This is a genomic window from Pallidibacillus pasinlerensis (assembly GCF_009996845.1).
GTDB lineage: Bacteria > Bacillota > Bacilli > Bacillales > Caldibacillaceae > Pallidibacillus > Pallidibacillus pasinlerensis.
The window spans coordinates 18778-38233 of the sequence record NZ_JAACYS010000010.1 but is presented as its reverse complement, the minus strand read 5'-3'; the positions used below and the strand labels follow the sequence as shown (position 1 = coordinate 38233).

19 protein-coding genes and 1 riboswitch are annotated in these 19456 nt (G+C 35.4%); of the genes, 15 read left to right on the top strand and 4 right to left on the bottom strand.

The features are described 5' to 3' along the window. The first annotated feature begins 74 nt into the window (after nt 1-74). The 15 genes from GW534_RS03830 (at nt 75) to yunB (ending at nt 15265) form a co-directional block, all read left to right on the top strand. The gene (locus GW534_RS03830) at nt 75-413 is read left to right on the top strand and encodes a hypothetical protein (RefSeq protein WP_161919732.1); all 339 of its coding nucleotides are present in this window, start codon (nt 75-77) and stop codon (nt 411-413) included. A gap of 127 nt (nt 414-540) precedes the next feature. Next, nucleotides 541-654: riboswitch (SAM riboswitch) on the top strand. A 172-nt stretch (nt 655-826) separates the two neighbouring features. Next, nucleotides 827-1852 carry a methionine ABC transporter ATP-binding protein gene (locus GW534_RS03825; RefSeq protein WP_161919731.1) on the top strand — a complete coding sequence of 342 codons (1026 nt, stop codon included), beginning with the start codon at nt 827-829 and terminating at the stop codon, nt 1850-1852. Then, nucleotides 1845-2513, top strand: a complete 669-nt coding sequence (locus GW534_RS03820; RefSeq protein ID WP_161919730.1) for a methionine ABC transporter permease — start codon at nt 1845-1847, stop codon at nt 2511-2513. Before GW534_RS03825 ends, GW534_RS03820 begins: the two co-directional genes overlap by 8 nt. A 15-nt stretch (nt 2514-2528) precedes the next feature. Next, nucleotides 2529-3377, top strand: a complete 849-nt coding sequence (locus tag GW534_RS03815; RefSeq protein ID WP_161919729.1) for a MetQ/NlpA family ABC transporter substrate-binding protein — start codon at nt 2529-2531, stop codon at nt 3375-3377. Between the two features lie 382 nt (nt 3378-3759). Continuing rightward, the gene (gene sufC, locus GW534_RS03810; RefSeq protein ID WP_161919728.1) at nt 3760-4542 is read left to right on the top strand and encodes a Fe-S cluster assembly ATPase SufC; all 783 of its coding nucleotides are present in this window, start codon (nt 3760-3762) and stop codon (nt 4540-4542) included. Nucleotides 4543-4565: 23 nt separating this feature from the next. Beyond that, nucleotides 4566-5876: a Fe-S cluster assembly protein SufD gene (gene sufD, locus GW534_RS03805; RefSeq protein ID WP_161919727.1), complete on the top strand. Its 1311-nt coding sequence runs from the start codon at nt 4566-4568 to the stop codon at nt 5874-5876. Then, nucleotides 5876-7105: a cysteine desulfurase gene (locus GW534_RS03800; RefSeq protein WP_161919726.1), complete on the top strand. Its 1230-nt coding sequence runs from the start codon at nt 5876-5878 to the stop codon at nt 7103-7105. The genes sufD and GW534_RS03800 overlap by 1 nt, the downstream gene beginning before the upstream one ends. Further along, the gene (gene sufU, locus GW534_RS03795; RefSeq protein ID WP_161919725.1) at nt 7095-7541 is read left to right on the top strand and encodes a Fe-S cluster assembly sulfur transfer protein SufU; all 447 of its coding nucleotides are present in this window, start codon (nt 7095-7097) and stop codon (nt 7539-7541) included. The genes GW534_RS03800 and sufU overlap by 11 nt, the downstream gene beginning before the upstream one ends. Nucleotides 7542-7588: 47 nt before the next feature. Then, entirely contained in the window at nt 7589-8986 is a 1398-nt protein-coding gene (gene sufB / locus GW534_RS03790) for a Fe-S cluster assembly protein SufB (protein ID WP_161919724.1), read from the top strand. Nucleotides 8987-9219: 233 nt separating this feature from the next. Beyond that, the gene (gene serC / locus GW534_RS03785; protein WP_161919723.1) at nt 9220-10302 is read left to right on the top strand and encodes a 3-phosphoserine/phosphohydroxythreonine transaminase; all 1083 of its coding nucleotides are present in this window, start codon (nt 9220-9222) and stop codon (nt 10300-10302) included. A gap of 13 nt (nt 10303-10315) precedes the next feature. After that, the gene (locus GW534_RS03780; protein WP_161919722.1) at nt 10316-11488 is read left to right on the top strand and encodes a phosphoglycerate dehydrogenase; all 1173 of its coding nucleotides are present in this window, start codon (nt 10316-10318) and stop codon (nt 11486-11488) included. A gap of 172 nt (nt 11489-11660) precedes the next feature. Next, nucleotides 11661-12503, top strand: a complete 843-nt coding sequence (locus GW534_RS03775) for a DUF72 domain-containing protein (protein WP_161919721.1) — start codon at nt 11661-11663, stop codon at nt 12501-12503. Between the two features lie 57 nt (nt 12504-12560). Continuing rightward, on the top strand, nt 12561-13943 hold the full coding sequence (locus GW534_RS03770; RefSeq protein ID WP_161919720.1) for a bifunctional metallophosphatase/5'-nucleotidase: 1383 nt from the start codon (nt 12561-12563) through the stop codon (nt 13941-13943). Between the two features lie 70 nt (nt 13944-14013). Then, nucleotides 14014-14313 (top strand): YunC family protein, encoded by a 300-nt coding sequence (locus tag GW534_RS03765; protein WP_161919719.1) that lies wholly within the window; start codon nt 14014-14016, stop codon nt 14311-14313. An 85-nt stretch (nt 14314-14398) separates the two neighbouring features. Continuing rightward, nucleotides 14399-15265 carry a sporulation protein YunB gene (gene yunB / locus GW534_RS03760; RefSeq protein WP_161919718.1) on the top strand — a complete coding sequence of 289 codons (867 nt, stop codon included), beginning with the start codon at nt 14399-14401 and terminating at the stop codon, nt 15263-15265. 832 nt (nt 15266-16097) lie between these two features. Here the strand turns inward: yunB and GW534_RS03755 are convergent. The 4 genes from GW534_RS03755 to GW534_RS03740 are packed head-to-tail and all read right to left on the bottom strand — an operon-like array spanning nt 16098 to nt 19417. Beyond that, nucleotides 16098-16805 (bottom strand): ABC transporter ATP-binding protein, encoded by a 708-nt coding sequence (locus GW534_RS03755; protein WP_161919756.1) that lies wholly within the window; start codon nt 16803-16805, stop codon nt 16098-16100. Continuing rightward, nucleotides 16798-17595, bottom strand: a complete 798-nt coding sequence (locus GW534_RS03750; RefSeq protein ID WP_161919717.1) for an ABC transporter ATP-binding protein — start codon at nt 17593-17595, stop codon at nt 16798-16800. The genes GW534_RS03755 and GW534_RS03750 overlap by 8 nt, the downstream gene beginning before the upstream one ends. Next, entirely contained in the window at nt 17576-18532 is a 957-nt protein-coding gene (locus GW534_RS03745; RefSeq protein WP_161919757.1) for a branched-chain amino acid ABC transporter permease, read from the bottom strand. The genes GW534_RS03750 and GW534_RS03745 overlap by 20 nt, the downstream gene beginning before the upstream one ends. Nucleotides 18533-18541: 9 nt before the next feature. Further along, nucleotides 18542-19417, bottom strand: a complete 876-nt coding sequence (locus GW534_RS03740) for a branched-chain amino acid ABC transporter permease (protein WP_161919716.1) — start codon at nt 19415-19417, stop codon at nt 18542-18544. Between the last annotated feature and the right edge of the window lie 39 nt (nt 19418-19456).

Sequence of the window (19456 nt, the reverse complement as noted above, 5' to 3'; positions counted from 1 at the left end):
TCGAATCAATATTTTTAAAAGGATTTCCTGCCTAAACGAAGAAAAAAGATAAGAAATAGGTTAGGAGGAATCCGATGATTGATACCGATCGACTTAAATATACGTTGGTGAACCATAAATTTCGTGCCCTCTTATTTCCAAAAGAAGTAACATATATAAACTTTAAAACAACGAAACAATCATTTACAATTTTACTATCAAAAGAACGGGTTGAGCATATTGAAGATTGGTCAGGAGAACCTCATGTAGTTATTTCAGGTGACACGGTTGTAATCGAAGAAATATTATTAGGTAAAATTAAATTACTTGACGCTAAAAAATTGTGTTCAATTACGATAGAAGGTAGTTACCGTCATCAACTAATGTTGGAAACAATTCTTTGGTTTAATCAGTCTTTTGTGCTAAAAAAATAGGAAATTAATATTATATTGATAGTTTCGAAATTGTCTAACTTAGAAAAAGAGTATAAAAATATATTGACGTATATTAAAATAGGTGCTACAATCTAAAACATAATTAATAACTGAATAGTAAGTCTTGCTCTTATCCAGAGAGGTGGAGGGATGTGCCCGATGAAACCCGGCAACCGTCAATACATTCGTATTGAAATGGTGCCAATTCACACAAAGCTTGATAAGCTTTGAAAGATGAGAGGAAGGACATTCGATATAAATTTCGGTATGCCTTTCTACTTATCTTAGTAGAAAGGTTTTTTGTTTTATATGATTTATTAAGCTATATTAGAAATAATATAATGAATAAAATCACTTTATCGTGCTTTTGTTTTACAGAAGTAAAGACATCATAGAAGAAAGGGGGAGCAACATTGATCTCCTTAAATAATGTAACGAAACAATTTAAAGCAAAATCTGGAACAATCACTGCAGTTGATAATGTCAGTTTAAATATTAAAGAAGGAGAAATTTTCGGGATTATCGGGTACTCTGGTGCAGGTAAAAGTACACTAGTACGTATGCTCAATGGTTTAGAAAAACCATCACAAGGGTCAGTAACCGTTGCAGGCAAGGAAATTTCTAAAATAAAAGGTTCCAATTTACGTAAAGCGAGACAGGAAATAGGTATGATATTCCAACATTTCAATTTATTATGGTCACGAACTGTTCGTGGTAACATTTCTTTTCCATTAGAAATTGCTGGAGTTCCAAAAGCCCAAAGAAAAAAACGTGTTGATGAACTAATCAAATTAGTAGGACTTGAAGGTAGAGAAGATGCCTATCCATCCCAATTAAGTGGTGGTCAAAAACAAAGAGTTGGGATTGCTCGGGCATTAGCCAATAATCCAAAAGTTCTACTTTGTGATGAAGCCACATCAGCCCTTGATCCAGAAACAACGGATTCTATACTTGATTTACTTTTAGATATTAATAAAAAAATGGGTCTAACAATCATTTTGATTACCCATGAAATGCATGTTATTCGGAAAATAGCCCACCGGGTTGCCGTGATGGAAAATGGAAAAGTTGTTGAGATTGCACCTGTTATGGAAATTTTCAAAAACCCAAAGGCTGATATAACAAAACGCTTTATTCAACAAGTTACTGATGAAGAGGATACGATGGATACTGTACAACATCTCCTAGATAAATATTCGACTGGAAAAGTCGTTAAGTTAACCTTTATTGGTGAGACTGCAGAGCAGCCAATTATCTCAGAACTAATTAAGGAACTTCCGATTACTGTTAATATTCTTCAGGGTAAAATTTCCCAAACACAAACGGGGTCCTATGGAACATTGCTAATCCAGTTAGACGGTGATGAAAAACATATTGAGAAGGCAATTGAACAGCTAGAAACACAACAAGTTGGAGTGGAGGTGATTGGCAATGATTGAAACCTTCTTTCCAAATGTTGAAATGAGTAAGTTTTGGGAAAAGACATATGAAACGGTTTATATGACAGGTATCTCATTAGTTTTTATATTCATTTTTGGAATTTTACTGGGGTTACTATTATTTTTAACTTCAAAGGGTAATATATGGCAAAATCGTGTAATTAATTGGATTATTGCCGCTGTAGTTAATATATTCCGTGCAATTCCTTTCGTAATTCTTATTATTTTACTCATACCATTTACAAGAGGGATTATGGGGACAATGATTGGACCGAATGCCGCATTGCCAGCTTTAATTATCGGTTCTGCACCATTCTATGCACGGATGGTTGAAATTGGACTAAGAGAAGTCAATAAAGGTGTTATTGAAGCAGCACAAGCGATGGGGGCAAGAACTAGTACAATTATATTCAAAGTATTGCTTCCTGAATCGATGCCTGCAATTATTTCAGGATTAACAGTAACTGCAATTGCATTAGTAGGTTATACCGCAATTGCGGGTATCATTGGAGCAGGTGGATTAGGGAACTATGCTCACCAATATGGTTTTGTTCGAGGTAATAATGATGTTACCTTGTTTGGGACAATTGCAATATTAATCATTGTGTTCATCATCCAATTTATTGGAGATTTAATAACAAAAAAAATAGATAAAAGATAAGAGGGGGAACTACAAATGAAAAAGCTTTTAACATTATTATTCACAGCTCTAGTAGCGATTACTTTGGCAGCATGTGGTGGCGGAAATGGAGATGGAGATTCTAGTGGATCTGACGATGGAGACACTAAAAAATTAGTAGTTGGAGCAACAGCAGTTCCGCATGCTGAGATTTTAGAACAAGCTGCACCAATTTTGAAAGAAAAAGGTATTGAATTAGAAATTACAGAGTTTTCAGGTTATGAATTAATTAACCAAGCACTTGTTGAAGGAGATTTAGATGCTAACTTCTTCCAACATATTCCATACTTAGAACTTGAAAAAGAAGAAAAAGGTTACGACATTGTTAACGCTGGTGGAATCCACATCGAACCAATCGGTATTTATTCTAAAAAATATGAAAGCTTAGAAGACGTTGAAGATGGTGCAACAGTATTGATTAGTAGTAATAAACCTGACCATGGTCGTATTTTAGCGTTATTCGAGCAAGAAGGATTAATTACATTAGCTGATGGTGTAGAAAAAGGTTCTGCAACATTAGAAGATATTGTTGAAAATCCGAAAAACTTAGAGTTTGATTTTGAATATGCACCAGAAATCCTTCCACAAGTTTATAACCAAGGTGAAGGCGATCTAGTTGTAATTAACTCAAACTATGCATTAGAATTTGACATTAATCCATTAAATGATAGCCTTGCGATTGAAGAGGGAAGCCAAGATAACCCATATGTAAACGTAATTGCGGTTAATGCTGGCGATGAGAATAAAGAAGAAATTAAAACATTAGTAGAAGTCCTTCAATCAAAAGAAATTCAAGACTTTATCATTGAAACATATGCCGGTGCAGTTGTTCCTGCAAGTGAATAATATTTTTGAAAATATAAGACTATTAATTAACTGTAGATATTTGTAATTGAAAAATAATAAGTGTAAAATGGAAGGGACTAGGGACGTATTTACCTAGTCCCTTCTCAATTCGAGTTAAGGGTCACTTCTTACTATATAATAGTGAATTTTTGTTCAAACTGAACAAACATATTTATTTTTTTAGAAAAGAATGTGTTTTTCCAAATTAAATAGGACTTTTATCATTTAGTTTCCAAATTCTCAATACGGTGATTTTTTGTTCAAGCCTGGATTTTTCACATTCCACTTCAGTTGATTATACTTTTTATTTGTTATAAGATAATAATGATATTAATTTGAGAATGAGTTACATTCATATATAGAAAAAATGGAGGTATACAAAATGGCAGGATCAACTTTAGTTTTAAAAGATCTTCATGTTTCCATTGAAGATAAAGAAATCTTAAAAGGTGTAAATTTAGAAATTAAACCTGGTGAATTCCATGCAATTATGGGTCCAAACGGTGCGGGTAAATCTACTTTAGCATCTGCAATTATGGGACACCCAGCATTTGAAGTAACAGAAGGAAGCGTTACATTAGATGGACAAGATGTACTTGAAATGGAAGTGGACGAAAGAGCACAAGCAGGACTATTTTTAGCAATGCAATATCCAAGTGAAATTCCTGGAGTAACGAACGCAGACTTTATTCGTTCTTCCATTAATGCACAACGTGGAGAAGGAAATGAAATTCCTTTAATGCAATACATTAAAAAATTAGACAAAACGATGGAATACCTTGAGATGGATTTAAATATGGCACAACGCTATGTAAACGAAGGATTCTCTGGCGGTGAGAAAAAGCGTAATGAAATTTTACAATTAATGATGCTTGAGCCATCCATCGCAATTTTAGACGAAATTGACTCAGGTCTAGATATTGATGCGTTGAAAGTTGTAGCAAAAGGTATTAACTCTATGCGTAGCGAAAACTTCTCTTGCTTAATGATTACTCACTATCAACGCTTATTAAACTACATTACTCCTGATTACGTACATGTTATGATGAACGGCCGAATCGTTAAATCTGGTGGACCTGAATTAGCAAAACGTCTTGAAGCAGAAGGTTATGAGTGGATTAAAGAAGAACTCGGCATTAAAGATGAAGCAGAATTAAACGCCTAATACGTAATGTAAGGAGGATAATCATGACTACTGATACACAACATTCATTGGATAAAAGCTACATCGAGTCCTACTCGAAGGCAAACAATGAACCTGAATGGTTTACAAGTTTCCGGTTAGCTGCATTAGAAAAAATGGATACATTAGAGATGCCAAAACCGGATAAGACAAAAATTGATAGATGGAATTTTACTAGTTTTAAACAACATACAGTTGAAAACAAAGCGTATGATTCTATAGATGCATTACCTGAAGAAGTTAAGGCACTTTTAGATCTTGAAGGGGAAGTTAAAAACCTTTATGTTCAACTTAACCAAACTCCAGGTTTATTAACTGTTTCCGAAAAATTAAAAGAACAAGGTGTTATTTTTACTGACATTTTTACAGCAGTAAAAGATCACCCTGAATTAGTGCAAAAATATTTCATGACTGAAGCTGTAAAGGTTGATGAGCATAAATTAGCAGCATTCCATGCAGCTCTTGTAAATGGTGGAGCATTCTTATATGTTCCGAAAAACATACAAGTAGAAGAGCCAATTCAAGCCGTTTTTGTTCATGATAATGCTGATGCACCATTAATCAACCACGTATTAATTGTAGCTGATACAAATAGTTCTGTAACATATGTTGAAAACTATTTATCACTAAATGTGGAAGCAGAAGGTGTTGCAAACATTATTGCAGAAGTAATTGCTAATGATGGCGCAAATGTGAAATTTGGTGCAGTAGATACGTTAGCAAGTGGTATTACAACATACGTTAACAGAAGAGGTTATACAGAAAGAGATGCTCGCTTAGAGTGGTCTTTAGGTTTAATGAATGATGGAGATACAATCTCTGAAAATATTACAAACTTATATGGTGACGGATCCATTGGTGATACGAAAACAGTTGTTGCTGGAACAGGTAAACAAACAGAAAACTTTACAACTGCTGTAATTAACCATGGTAAACGTTCCGAAGGCTTTATTTTAAAACATGGTATCGCAAAAGAGAGCTCAACTATTATCTTTAACGGAATCGGTAAAATTGAGCACGGTGCAAGTGGGGCCAACGCCCAACAAGAATCTCGCGCGCTAATGTTAAGTGAAAGAGCTCGTGCCGATGCAAACCCTATTCTTCTAATTGACGAAGATGACGTTCAAGCAGGACATGCGGCATCAGTAGGACGTGTTGATCCAATGCAACTATATTATTTACAATCAAGAGGAATTCCGAAAGATGAAGCTGAGCGCTTAATTATTCACGGTTTTCTTGCACCAGTTGTTACACAATTGCCAATTGAAGGTGTTAAAAAGCAATTAACAGAGGTAATCGAAAGGAAAATCCGCTAATGGATATTAAAGCAATTCGAAGCCAATTTCCAATTTTAGATCAAGAGGTTAACGGCAAACCACTTGTTTATTTGGATAGTGCGGCTACATCTCAAAAACCGTTGTCTGTCATTGAGTCGATTGAAAAATATTATAGAGAATATAATTCAAACGTCCATCGCGGAGTACACACGTTAGGAACGAAAGCAACGGACGGATTTGAGGGAGCTCGCGATAAGGTTCGAAAGTTTATTAATGCGGCTTCTAGGGAAGAGGTCATTTTTACGAGAGGAACGACAACTTCCCTAAATATCGTTGCTTCTAGTTACGGACGTGCAAATTGTAAAGAAGGCGATGAAATTGTCGTCACCTATATGGAACATCATAGTAACTTGATTCCTTGGCAACAAGTTGCAAAAGCGACAGGTGCGACGTTAAAATATATTCCACTTCAAGAAGATGGTACGATTACTCTTGAAGATGTTGAAAATACGATAACAGAACGTACAAAAATCGTTGCCATTACCCATGTCTCAAACGTCCTTGGTACGATAAATCCGATTAAAGAAATAGCAAAAATTGCTCACGCTAACGGTGCAGTTATTGTTGTTGATGGTGCACAAGGAGCACCACACGTTAAGGTAGATGTACAGGATTTGGATGTGGATTTCTACGCCTTGTCAGGTCATAAAATGTGTGGCCCAACAGGAATCGGTGTTTTATACGGTAAAAAAGAGTTACTTGAGAAAATGGAGCCAGTAGAATTTGGTGGCGAAATGATTGATTTTGTGAATCTATATGATTCCACTTGGAAAGAATTACCGTGGAAATTTGAAGCAGGAACACCATCAATCGCACAAGCGATCGGTTTAGGAGCAGCGATAGATTTCCTTGAAGAAATTGGAATGGAAAATATTCACCAGCATGAATATAATCTAGTAGAATACGCTTTGAAAAAATTGTCTGAAATTGAAGGGATCACGATTTTCGGTCCCCTAGACGCTGCTAAAAAAGGTGGCGTTGTCACCTTTAATATTGACGGTGTGCATCCTCATGATGTCTCTACGGCACTTGATATGGAAGGAATTGCCATTCGTGCAGGACATCATTGTGCACAACCATTAATGAAAGTTTTAAATCAGACAGCAACTGCAAGAGCAAGCTTTTATCTTTACAATACGAAAGAAGATATTGACGCTTTAGCAGCTGGACTTGTAAAAGCAAAGGAGTTCTTCAGTAATGTCTTTTAATCAATTAGATTCCTTATACCGACAAGTAATTATGGATCATTACAAAAGACCACGTAATAAAGGTGTTTTAGAAGATAGTAGTTTAATTATCGATATGAATAACCCAACTTGTGGTGATCGTATCCGTCTTACGATGAAAGAAGAAGATGGTGTAATCAAAGACGTTATGTTTGAGGGTGAAGGATGTTCCATTTCCATGTCATCAGCATCAATGATGACTAGTATAGTAAAAGGAAAAGATGTGGAAACAGCTCTTAAACTTGCTCATATATTTTCTGAAATGATACAAGGTAGGGAATATGATGACTCTATTGATTTAGGGGATATTGAGGCTCTTCAAGGAGTATCAAAATTCCCTGCACGTATTAAATGTGCGACTTTAGCTTGGAAAGCCCTTGAAAAAGGCCTCCAACATGAACATGATGAAAAGAAATAAACTTTTGTTTCATAAACCTAATAATTAGAAAGAATGGAGGAAGTATAATGGCTAAGAATGCACCACAAATTGGTGAATACCAATATGGGTTCCGTGAACGAGATGTTTCTGTTTTCAAAACAGAAAGAGGTTTAACGAGAGAAATCGTTGAACAAATCTCTAAAATGAAAAATGAACCCGAATGGATGCTTAAATATCGCTTAAAGGCTTTAGAGCATTTCTATAAACGACCAATGCCTACTTGGGGTGGCGATTTATCCGAACTAAATTTTGATGATCTTACGTATTATGTAAAACCAACTGAACAACAAGGACGTTCTTGGGATGAAGTTCCAGAAGAAATTAAACGTACGTTTGATAAATTAGGTATCCCAGAAGCAGAACAAAAATATTTAGCAGGGGTATCAGCTCAGTATGAATCTGAAGTTGTTTACCACAATATGAAAGAAGAGCTTGAAAAACAAGGCATCATCTTTAAAGATACAGATTCCGCTCTTCAAGAAAATGAAGATATTTTCAAAGAATACTTTGGAAAAGTTGTACCATATAGTGACAACAAGTTTGCTGCTTTAAACTCTGCTGTTTGGTCCGGTGGTTCTTTCATTTATGTTCCAAAAGGCGTAAAAGTAGAAACTCCATTACAAGCATATTTCCGTATTAACTTGGAAAAAATGGGACAATTTGAACGTACGTTAATCGTTGTAGATGAAGGTGCTTCTGTCCATTATGTTGAGGGTTGTACAGCTCCAACATATTCGACAAGTTCACTTCACTCTGCTGTAGTAGAGGTTGTTGTTAAAAAAGACGCTTATTGCCGTTATACAACAATCCAAAACTGGTCAAGCAATGTTTATAATCTTGTAACAAAACGTGCGGTTGTTGAAGAAAACGGAACAATGGAATGGATTGACGGTAACTTAGGATCTGGTGTCACTATGAAATATCCATCTTGTATGTTAATCGGTGAAGGTGCACGTGGATATACGTTATCAATTGCGTTTGCAAGTAAAGGTCAGTTCCAAGACACAGGTACAAAAATGTATCATTTAGCACCTAACACTTCTTCAACAATTATTTCGAAGTCCATTTCACAACATGGCGGAAAAGTATCTTACCGTGGTTTAACTCACTTTGGACGTAAATCCGACGGTTCACGTTCAAAAATTGAGTGTGATACGTTAATTTTAGATAACGAATCATTCTCTGATACGATTCCGTACAATGAAGTATTGAACAATAATATTTCATTGGAACACGAAGCAAAAGTATCGAAAGTTTCTGAAGAACAATTATTCTATCTAATGAGCCGCGGTCTATCAGAAGAAGAAGCTGCAGAAATGATTGTAATGGGCTTTATTGAACCATTTACAAGAGAATTACCAATGGAATATGCGGTTGAAATGAACCGTTTAATCTCCTTCAACATGGAAGGTTCCATCGGTTAATATTTTGTGAAAGTAACAATTTTAAAAAGGTTGTTTGTGTAATGTTTGTTACGCAGACAACCTTTTTTGTGTATTTTGTCTACAACGTTCGTGTTTTGGTGGTTCGTATTTAGTCTTTACAATTTTTTTATAAAAAAATTAGGCGAATCACAAACAATGGGTAGAAAAATAAAAATGATATGGTATACTATATTTTATTAACAGGATAAAGGATAGGAAGAGGCGATTTAATAGTGGATAGAGTATACAATTTTTCAGCTGGCCCTGCACAGCTTCCTTTAGCAGTCTTAGAAAAAGCGCAGAAAGAGTTCCTTTCATATGAGCAATCTGGAATGTCTGTTATGGAAATGAGTCACCGTTCGAAGATATTTGATGCTATTTTACAACAAACAGAACAATTACTTCGTGATTTGATGGAAATTCCAGATCATTATAAAGTGTTATTCATTCAAGGTGGCGCATCGTTGCAATTTTCTATGATTCCACTAAACCTTTTGGCAAATGGTGGTCATGCTTATTATGTAAATACTGGTTCATGGTCGAAAAAGGCGTTAATTGAAGCAGAAAAAGTCGGTGAGTCTCGAGTCCTTGCATCTTCAGAAGATAAAAATTTTACATATATCCCTGAGATTGATTTTAGTGTTTTAGATGATAACACAAAATATGTTCATATTACGACAAATAATACGATTGAAGGTACACGCTTTACACATATTCCGGATACAGGTGATGTTCCTTTAGTTGCGGATATGTCATCGAATATATTATCTGAACAAATTGACGTTTCGAAATTCGGTATCATTTATGCAGGAGCACAAAAAAATCTTGGAATAGCTGGTTTAACAATCGTAATTATTCGTGATGATTTAATTGGCCATGCTCCAAGCAACTTACCAACAATGCTTAAGTATGATACATATGCCAAAAATCGCTCCCTTTACAACACCCCACCTACATTCGCCATTTACATGACGAAATTAGTTCTTGAATGGTTGAAAGAGCAAGGGGGAATTAAACAAATTGAAAAGTTAAATATTGAAAAAGCTAGTTTACTATATAACTATATTGATGAATCAAACATGTTTTTCTCAAATGTTAGAAGTGAAGATCGTTCTCTGATGAACATTCCATTTTTAACAAAATCAGATGAATTAAATGAATTATTTGTTAAAGAAGCACAAAAAGAGGGACTTGTCACATTAAAAGGACATCGTTCCGTAGGTGGCATGCGAGCAAGTATTTATAATTCGATGCCAATTGAAGGTGTGAAAGCTTTAGTTCAATTTATGAAAGAATTTGAAAGCAAAAACGGGTAAGGAGAGAGAAATATTGTATAATATTAAAACTTATAATGCAATTGCTCAAAAAGGGTTAGATGTTTTTAATGATAATTATAAAATAAACGGTAGTGGGGATCCTGATGCGATTCTTTTAAGAAGCTATAATCTACATGAAGAATTCATTCCACCAACAGTAAAAGCAATCGCCCGTGCTGGTGCTGGTGTGAACAATATACCTGTTGAACGGTTAACAGAAGAAGGGGTAGTCGTATTTAATACACCAGGTGCAAATGCTAATGCCGTTAAAGAGTTAGTGATTATGAGTTTAATAGCATCTTCACGTAATTTATTCCAAGCGTTACATTGGGCGAAAAGTCTAGCTGGAAATGGTGAAAAGGTACCGGGTTTAGTAGAGTCTGGTAAAAAACAATTTGTCGGAACGGAAATTGCAGAAAAGAAACTTGGTGTAATCGGAACAGGATCCATTGGTGTATTAGTTGCTAATGATGCTGCAGCCCTTGGTATGGAAGTTATGGCTTATGATCCGTATATTTCCGTAAATGCAGCTTGGCAGTTATCTCGTAGAGTTGAACGTGCAATGACAATGGAAGAGATCTTTAGAGAATGTGATTATATTACAATTCACGTACCTTTAACAGATGAAACAAAAGGCATTTTAAATAAAGATAGTTTTGCTTTAATGAAAGAAAATGTTCATATTCTTAACTTCTCTCGTGGTGAGTTAGTGAATGAAGATGATTTAGAAGTAGCATTAAAAGAGAAAAGAATTAAAACTTATATTACGGATTTCCCTACAGATCGTATTTTACAAATGGAAGGTGCAATTGCATTACCGCATTTAGGTGCGTCAACAGTAGAGGCTGAAGAAAACTGTGCAGTTATGGCAGCTAAAGAAATACGCGAATTTTTAGAAACTGGAAATATTCGCAACTCTGTGAACTTCCCGAATACAATCATGCCTTATATCGGTAAAAAACGGTTAACGGTTATTCATAAAAACATACCAAATATGGTTGGACAAATGACAGGGTTATTAGCAAACCATCAAATTAATATTGCGAATATGACAAACCGTAGTAAAGGTGCTTGGGCTTATACAATGATTGATGTGGATAATGGTATTCCAGAAGATGTTGTACGTACTATTGAAGAAAATATATTAAATATAGCTGGAGTTAAACGCGTTCGGATTATTGATTAATATTATAAAAAACGTCTAAAATCTATTATATAAGTTTTAGACGTTTTTTTATTGTACAGGTGGAAATTTTTATACTTGGCAGTAAGATATAATATGTCTTTCACATGCTAAAATATAGAATAATGATATATAATGATAGATATATTAAATCAAATGATATAGGTGTGTAATTATGATTTATGTTGGTTTGGCAGGATGGGGAGATCATGAGTCTTTGTATCCGACTCCAAATGAGAAAAATAAATTACCTATATATGCCTCCCATTTTCCTGTCGTCGAAGTGGATACTGCTTTTTATGCAATTCAACCAGAAAAAAACAGTGAAAAATGGATTCGTGAAACACCTGATTCCTTTCAGTTTATTGTAAAAGCTTATCAAGGAATGACGGGACATTTACAAAGGAACATTCCTTTTGAATCTTGGGAGTTGATGTTTACGCAATATAAACAATCATTACAACCTTATATTCGTGCAAATAAATTAGCAATGGTGTTATTTCAATTTCCACCATCGTTTACATGTAATCAAAAATCGGTTCGCTATTTACGTTGGTGTAGACAACAAATGGAAAATATTCCTTGTGTATTGGAATTTCGTCATCAATCTTGGTTTGCTCCATCGATTAGGGAAGAGACATTGAAGTTTTTAAGAGAAGAAAATTGGATTCATAGTATTTGTGATGAACCGCAAGCAGGTTCTACCTCGGTTCCCCTAGTTTTACAAGCAACAACGACCGATAAAACATTAATACGTATGCATGGTCGAAATGTACATGGATGGAATAATCATGGACAAGATAATTGGCGCGATGTACGTTATTTGTATCGATATAATGACGAAGAGTTAAGTGAATGGGTTCGCAACTTATCGGAACTGCAAAAGCAATCGAAGGATATTTATATGATTTTTAATAATAATTCAGGTGGCGACGCGGCCGATAATGCAAAGCGAATAATTGAACTTTTAGGTATTGAGTATGAAGATCTTGCACCAAGGCAATTAAATTTGTTTTAAGTTAAAATCTACCTGGTATACTCAGGTGCTTTGATTTGAAATTGAGGGTAGGTATGAATGATAGAAAAAATTACAATTTATCATACGAATGATATTCATAGTCATTTTGAAACTTGGCCAAATATTAAGCACGAAGTAACACGGCAACGACAAATTCACGAAGATAATAATGAAACGATGTTTTTGTTTGATATTGGAGATCATATCGATCGTTTTCACCCTTTTACTGAGGCAAATCTTGGTAAAGGAAATATTCAATTATTAAATGAATGCGAGTTTGATGCGGTTACGATTGGTAACAATGAAGGAATTACTTTAGCTCATGAGGATTTATTAAGCTTATATGACGATGCTAAGTTTGATGTCATTTTAGCAAATTTATTTTTAGAAAATGGAAAAAGACCTAATTGGGCTAAACCTTATCAAATATATGAAACAGCAAGTGGTGTAAAAATTGGCGTTATCGGTATTACCGTGAATTTTACGAGCTTTTATAAACCATTAGGCTGGAATGTGACGGATCCATTTGCTGAGTTAGAACATTTAATCCCTTTAGTACGTAGCCAATGTGACATTTTAATTGTTTTATCCCATCTCGGCTTATCTGAGGATGAGAGAATGGCGCAATATTTTCCACAAGTTGATCTTATTTTAGGTGCCCATACCCATCACGTATTGGAAAATGGCAAGATTATTAATGATGTGTTAATATGCTGCACAGGAAAGTACGGGATGAACCTTGGTAAAGTTGAGTTAGTCTTTGATATAAAACAACGAGAATTAGTGAAAAAGTGTGCAAAATTAATACCTGCAGATGAATTGCCTATAGCGAAAGCAGAAGAAAATTTTGCGGAAAACTTATATGAGGAAGGCAAAAAACAATTATTAAACCCAATCGCCTTTTTACCGGAAAAGTTGGAAATAGATTGGTTTAATGATTCACCTTTGAATGATTTAATAGCAAGTACATTAACGGAATGGTGTGAAGCGGACTGTTCTTTTCTAAACGCTGGTGTTTTGCTAGATGATCTTCAAGCAGGAATTGTAACAGATTATGATATTCATCGTATATGCCCACATCCATTAAATCCATGTACAGTTGAACTTTCGGGTGCAGAATTGAAAGAGTTACTAGTGCAAACTGTTGATGATAAGTATACGACGTTAAAGTTTAAAGGGCTCGGTTTTCGTGGTGAAATTTTTGGAAAAGTGATTTATGACCAGATTGATATTACTGGTGAAGGTTCCAATATTCAAATTGAAATTGGTGGCGAAGCGTTGGAAATGGATCGCATTTATAAAGTAGCAACGATCGATATGTTTACCTTTGGGCGTTTTTATCCAACGTTAAAACGGGCGAAAAAGCAATTCTTTTTACCGGAATTTTTACGGGATTTATTGAAGTATTCGTTAGCAAAACGGTATCCATTGCAGCGGTAATTAGACTTTTGCCATATCACGTATAGCCCCCCTTTTTCATAAAGTATTATAAGAAAGGGGCGGACGATGCATGATTAATATCAAACCTTTAATAATTGCAGATCGTACGTTTATTGCCGTCGATGTTAAATTACCTAAAACAAACTTACTCGCTGTGATGAGTGAGAGAGGATATATAATGTGCGGAGCTTTAGATGTTCAATTATTAAATGATAAATTAAAGGACCGAAAAATTATCGCGGGAAGAGCCGTTGGTGTTCGAACAATCGAAGAACTATTAAATGCGCCACTAGAATCAGTAACGTTTGAAGCTGAAAATTACGGCATTAAAAAAGGTATGATTGGGAAAGATGCGTTATTGTTAATGTAAACATTGTTGTTATAAAATATATAGTTTTAAAATATTAAATCCCTCCAAACAAGCATACATTTAATTTGTAAGGGGGGATTTTTTTATGGTCAAATTTCGACGTTACCCGAGAGGATATTTTTTTAGAAAGATTAATCCATTGTATGGCAAAGTAGGCCGTTCCTATAGACCATCTAAAAAGTATAAGCCACGAAGAGAAGGTAAACCTTTACCTTTTCAATATGTATTATTACTATCATTTGTCTTCTTTCTTATTACTACGTCCGTAGGTTTATGGATTGTGAACAAAGGAATTCGCCCGACTTTAGAAGTTTATGCAAAATCATATTCCATTAATTTAGCAACTTCATTAATGGAAAGAGCTGTTAATGAAGAGTTGGGTGCAGGATTAAGTTTAGATGAGATTATTACGGTCGTCCCAACCGGTGTAGGGAATGGAACACTCACCGCATTTGATACACAAAAAATATTAGAAGTATCGAATAGTATAACGAGAACTATTTTAAATAATATTAATCAAATTGAAGATGGCTATACTTCTACAAGAATCGTTACTGAAAGTGGAGAAGTTGTCGAAGTTAAACCTGCTTCTGATAAAGGGATTCATTTTCGAGTTCCCTTTGGCCGGATTACAGACAACGTGTTACTAGCAAATTTAGGACCGGACATTGCTATTGAATTTCAAGCAATCGGTGATGTAAAAACAGATTATGAAGCGGTTGTGAAAAATAATTCTATTAATAGTTCGTGGTATGAAATATGGTTACATATTGAAGTTGGGGTTCAAATGCTCGTTCCTTTTAATTCTGAAGTTCAGTATATTCCGAAAAGCATTTTACTTGCATCTGGCGAGGTGAAGGGAGAAGTACCGCAGTTTTATAGTAATGGTCAGCTTTATCCGTCGATTGTCTTACCACAGGATCAGAAAGGAAATAGTGGGGGTGGGGAGTAGAAATAATGGAAATGTTATTAAGAGCATTGTAAATTTAGAAATTTTAGTTTGTATTTGTTTAAAGTGTTGATAGGTGGATTTTATATACAGAAATTGATGAGCAGTTTTGAAAAAAGTGTTAATAGGAATGATCTATGAACAGAAATTGGTTTGCTATTGTGAAAGAAGTGTTCGTAGGCGGGTTCTATAAGCAGAAATTGGGCTGTGGTTGTGCAAGAAGTGTTGATAGACTGGTTCTATAAGCAGAAATTGTATGCTGGCTTTGTGAAAAGTGTTAATAGACTGGTTCTATGAACAGAAATTGAAGTGAGATTGCGTAAGATGTGTTCTTAGGTAGGTTCTATAAACAGAAATTGGTTTGCTATTGTGAAAGAAGTGTTCGTAGGCAGGTTCTATGAGCAGAAAATGATGTGTGATTGTGTAAATAGTGTTGATAGACAGGTTCTATAAACAGAAATTGGTTTGCTATTGTGAAAGAAGTGTTCGTAGGCAGGTTCTATGAGCAGAAAATGATGTGTGATTGTGTAAATAGTGTTGATAGACAGGTTCTATAAACAGAAATAGATGTGCTATTGTGAAAGAAGTGTTCATAGCAAGGTTCTATAAACAGAAATAGATGTGCATTTGTATAAAAAGTGTTCATAGACAGATTCTATAAGCAGAATTTGATCTGTAATTGTTAAAAAAGTGTTGATAAGCCGCCTCTATAAACAGAATTACAACTGTAATCGTACAAATATTGTTTATAAACAGCTTTCACTCATGTAGAAAATGGTGCGAGAGCGTCTAAAAAGGGAGCCGACACATCTGGCTCCCTTTACCATTCTCCAAACTAAGCCCCACCCAAATACGCTTCTCGCACTAATTCACTTGTTTGTAATTCCTTGGCGTCTCCGGATAAAACAACTTTCCCCGTTTCTATAACATAGGCGCGATTAGCTATAGATAAGGCCATGTTTGCATTTTGTTCAACTAAAAGAATTGTTGTTCCTTCTTGATTTATCATTTCAATAATATTAAAAATTTGCTTAACTAGTAAAGGGGCTAATCCCATTGAAGGCTCATCCAACAACAACAATTTCGGCTTTGCCATAAGCCCACGACCGATAGCGAGCATCTGTTGTTCTCCACCAGACAACGTACCAGCTAATTGTTTCCGTCTTTCATAAAGTCGTGGAAATAATTCGAAGACGTGTTCCATATCTTTTTGGATTCCTTTTTTATCTTTTCGTAAAAAAGCACCAAGTTCTAAGTTCTCCGTAACTGACATCGTTGGAAATACACGACGACCTTCAGGAACATGGGAAATGCCGTCCTTTACGATTGCTTGGACTCTTTTTTTAACGATTGAATTTCCTTCATATTCGATATTTCCTGACTTTGGACGTGTCAGTCCAGATAATGTTTTTAGAAGGGTACTCTTTCCAGCCCCATTAGCCCCAATTAGCGTAACAATTTCACCGGCATTTACTTCTAATGAAACACCTTTTAAAGCGTGAATAGCGCCATAATAAACATTAATATTATCTACTTTAAGCATGATTTTCACCTACCTCTTCCCCTAAGTACGCTTCAATTACTTTTGGATGATTGCGAATTTCTTCAGGGGAACCTTCTGCAATGAGCAAACCATGATCCAATACGGAAATCCGTTCACAAATTCCCATTACTAATTTCATATCATGTTCAATTAATAAAATTGTTAAATCAAACTCTTCTCTAATAAAGGCGATTAAATCCATCAATTCTGCTGTTTCCTTAGGGTTCATGCCGGCTGCAGGCTCATCTAATAGTAAAAGCTTTGGACCAGCAGCTAATGCCCGGGCAATTTCCAAACGACGTTGCATTCCATAGGGCAAGTTTTTTGCTGTTTCATCTTTTAAATGCTCTAAGTTAAATATTTTTAAAAACTCAATCGCCTTGTCTCTCATTTCTTTTTCATTTGAAAAATGGGCAGGCAATCTAAAAATTGAGCTTAATAAGGAATTTTTTGCTATCGTATGATAACCAATTCGTACATTATCTAAAACGGACAGCTCTGCGAATAAACGAATATTTTGGAAGGTTCGACTAATCCCTCTTCTCGTAATTTTATAAGGGGGTAGACCATGTATTTTTTTACCTTCAAATAAAATATCTCCTTCAGTCGGTTCATAAACACCGGTAAGCATATTGAAAACGGTTGTTTTTCCAGCACCGTTCGGTCCAATTAGTCCAATTAATTCGCCTTTATTAATTTGTAAATTGAACTCAGAAACTGCCTTTAATCCTCCAAATTGGATTCCGAGTTGATTGACTTGGAGCAATGGTTTAAGTCCCGATGTTTTCATAATGTGGTCCCCCTTTCACCGACTTTTTTCTTCGGAAAAGGTCAGTAATTTCTTTTGACCCCATTAGTCCTTGTGGTCTGTACAACATAATGATAATTAATACTAAACTATATAAAACCATACGGATTTCAGGGAAGTTTTGAAAATAGGTAGATACAAGTGTTAGTAATGTCGCAGAAATGATGGCACCGGACATACTACCAAGTCCACCTAATACGACATAAATCAAAATATCAAAGGATTTAAGCACGCCAAAATTGACCGGTTGTAAAAAGTAAAAGTTGTGAGAATATAAGCCACCGGCGATTCCAGCAAAAAGTGATCCAATTACAAAGGCTAATACTTTATAATATGTTGTATTTATCCCCATTGAATCAGCTGCAATTTCATCTTCACGAATAGAAATACAGGCTCGACCATGTCTGGAGTTAGTGAAATTAGCAATTACGATAATCGTTATTAATAGGAAAATGAACGAGTATTGCCAAGTAGTCATTTTTGTAACGGTCATCCCACTGGCGCCACCGACGTATTCCCAGTTTAAAAAGATTATACGAATAATTTCTGCAAACCCAAGGGTTGCAATTGCTAAATAGTCACCGCGTAACCTTAAAGAAGGCATACCGACAATGAAACCAGCAATAGCAGAAACAATACCAGCTAAAATTAATGCTACAGGAAATGGAAGACCCATATTCATTGTAAAAATTGCAGCGAAATAAGCACCGATTGCAAAAAAGCCAGCATGACCGATTGAAAGTTGTCCTGTAATCCCGATTACTAGATGAAGACTGACTGCTAAAATAATATTAATTGCAATCGTAATCATTAGGTTCTCATAGAAGGAATCAATTCTTCCAGTTGCAATTAAAAATTCCCCGATACCATATACTATTAGTACGGTTATAAAAAATATCCAAAAGCGGCTTATTTTCATCGTCTTCACCTACACTTTCTCCCGTGTATTTTTGCCAAAGATGCCTGATGGTCTAAAGATTAGAATAAGAATGAGAATAATAAATGCTGCGGCGTCTCGCCAGTTCGAATAGCCTAATGCACTAACGCCAGTTTCAACGATTCCAAGAATAAATCCACCAACCATCGCACCAGGGATAATTCCGATTCCTCCTAAAACAGCAGCGACAAAGGCTTTTATCCCAGGTAATAGTCCCATAAGAGGATCGATACTTGTATAATACATTCCGAAAATTACCCCAGCTGCCCCCGCTAAGGCTGACCCTATTGCAAAGGTAGCTGAAATCGTATTGTCTACATTAATTCCCATAAGTCTAGCAGCATCCATATCTAAGGACACGGCTCTCATCGCTTTGCCCATTTTTGTTCGATGGACGATATATTGTAAAAGAATCATAAGGATAATCGTAATAAGTAAAATAAAGAGTGCTTGTGAATTAAACTTAATCCCTAAAAACTCAATATTTTGCCTTGGTACGATATCAGGATAGGCTTCAGGTGTAGCTCCTCGAAAATAAATCATTACATATTGAATGAATAGCGATACCCCAATTGCAGTAATTAATGCTGCAATACGTGTTGAGCGGCGTAAACGTCTATATGCAACCCGTTCAATAAGCATACCGAGAATTGAACAAACAACCATTGCTAATATAAGTGCAGGGATAAAACTTAAATTTAAAAAAGTGATGCCGTAAAAACCTGTAAAAGCACCAATCATAAAGACTTCACCGTGGGCAAAGTTAAGCAATTTTATAATTCCGTAAACCATTGTGTATCCGAGTGCAATTAGTGCATAAATACTACCTAAAGAAATTCCGTTAACTAATTGCTGGATCCATTCCAAAATTCTCACTCCTTTTCTTGATGGATTCCTTCGAGAAAA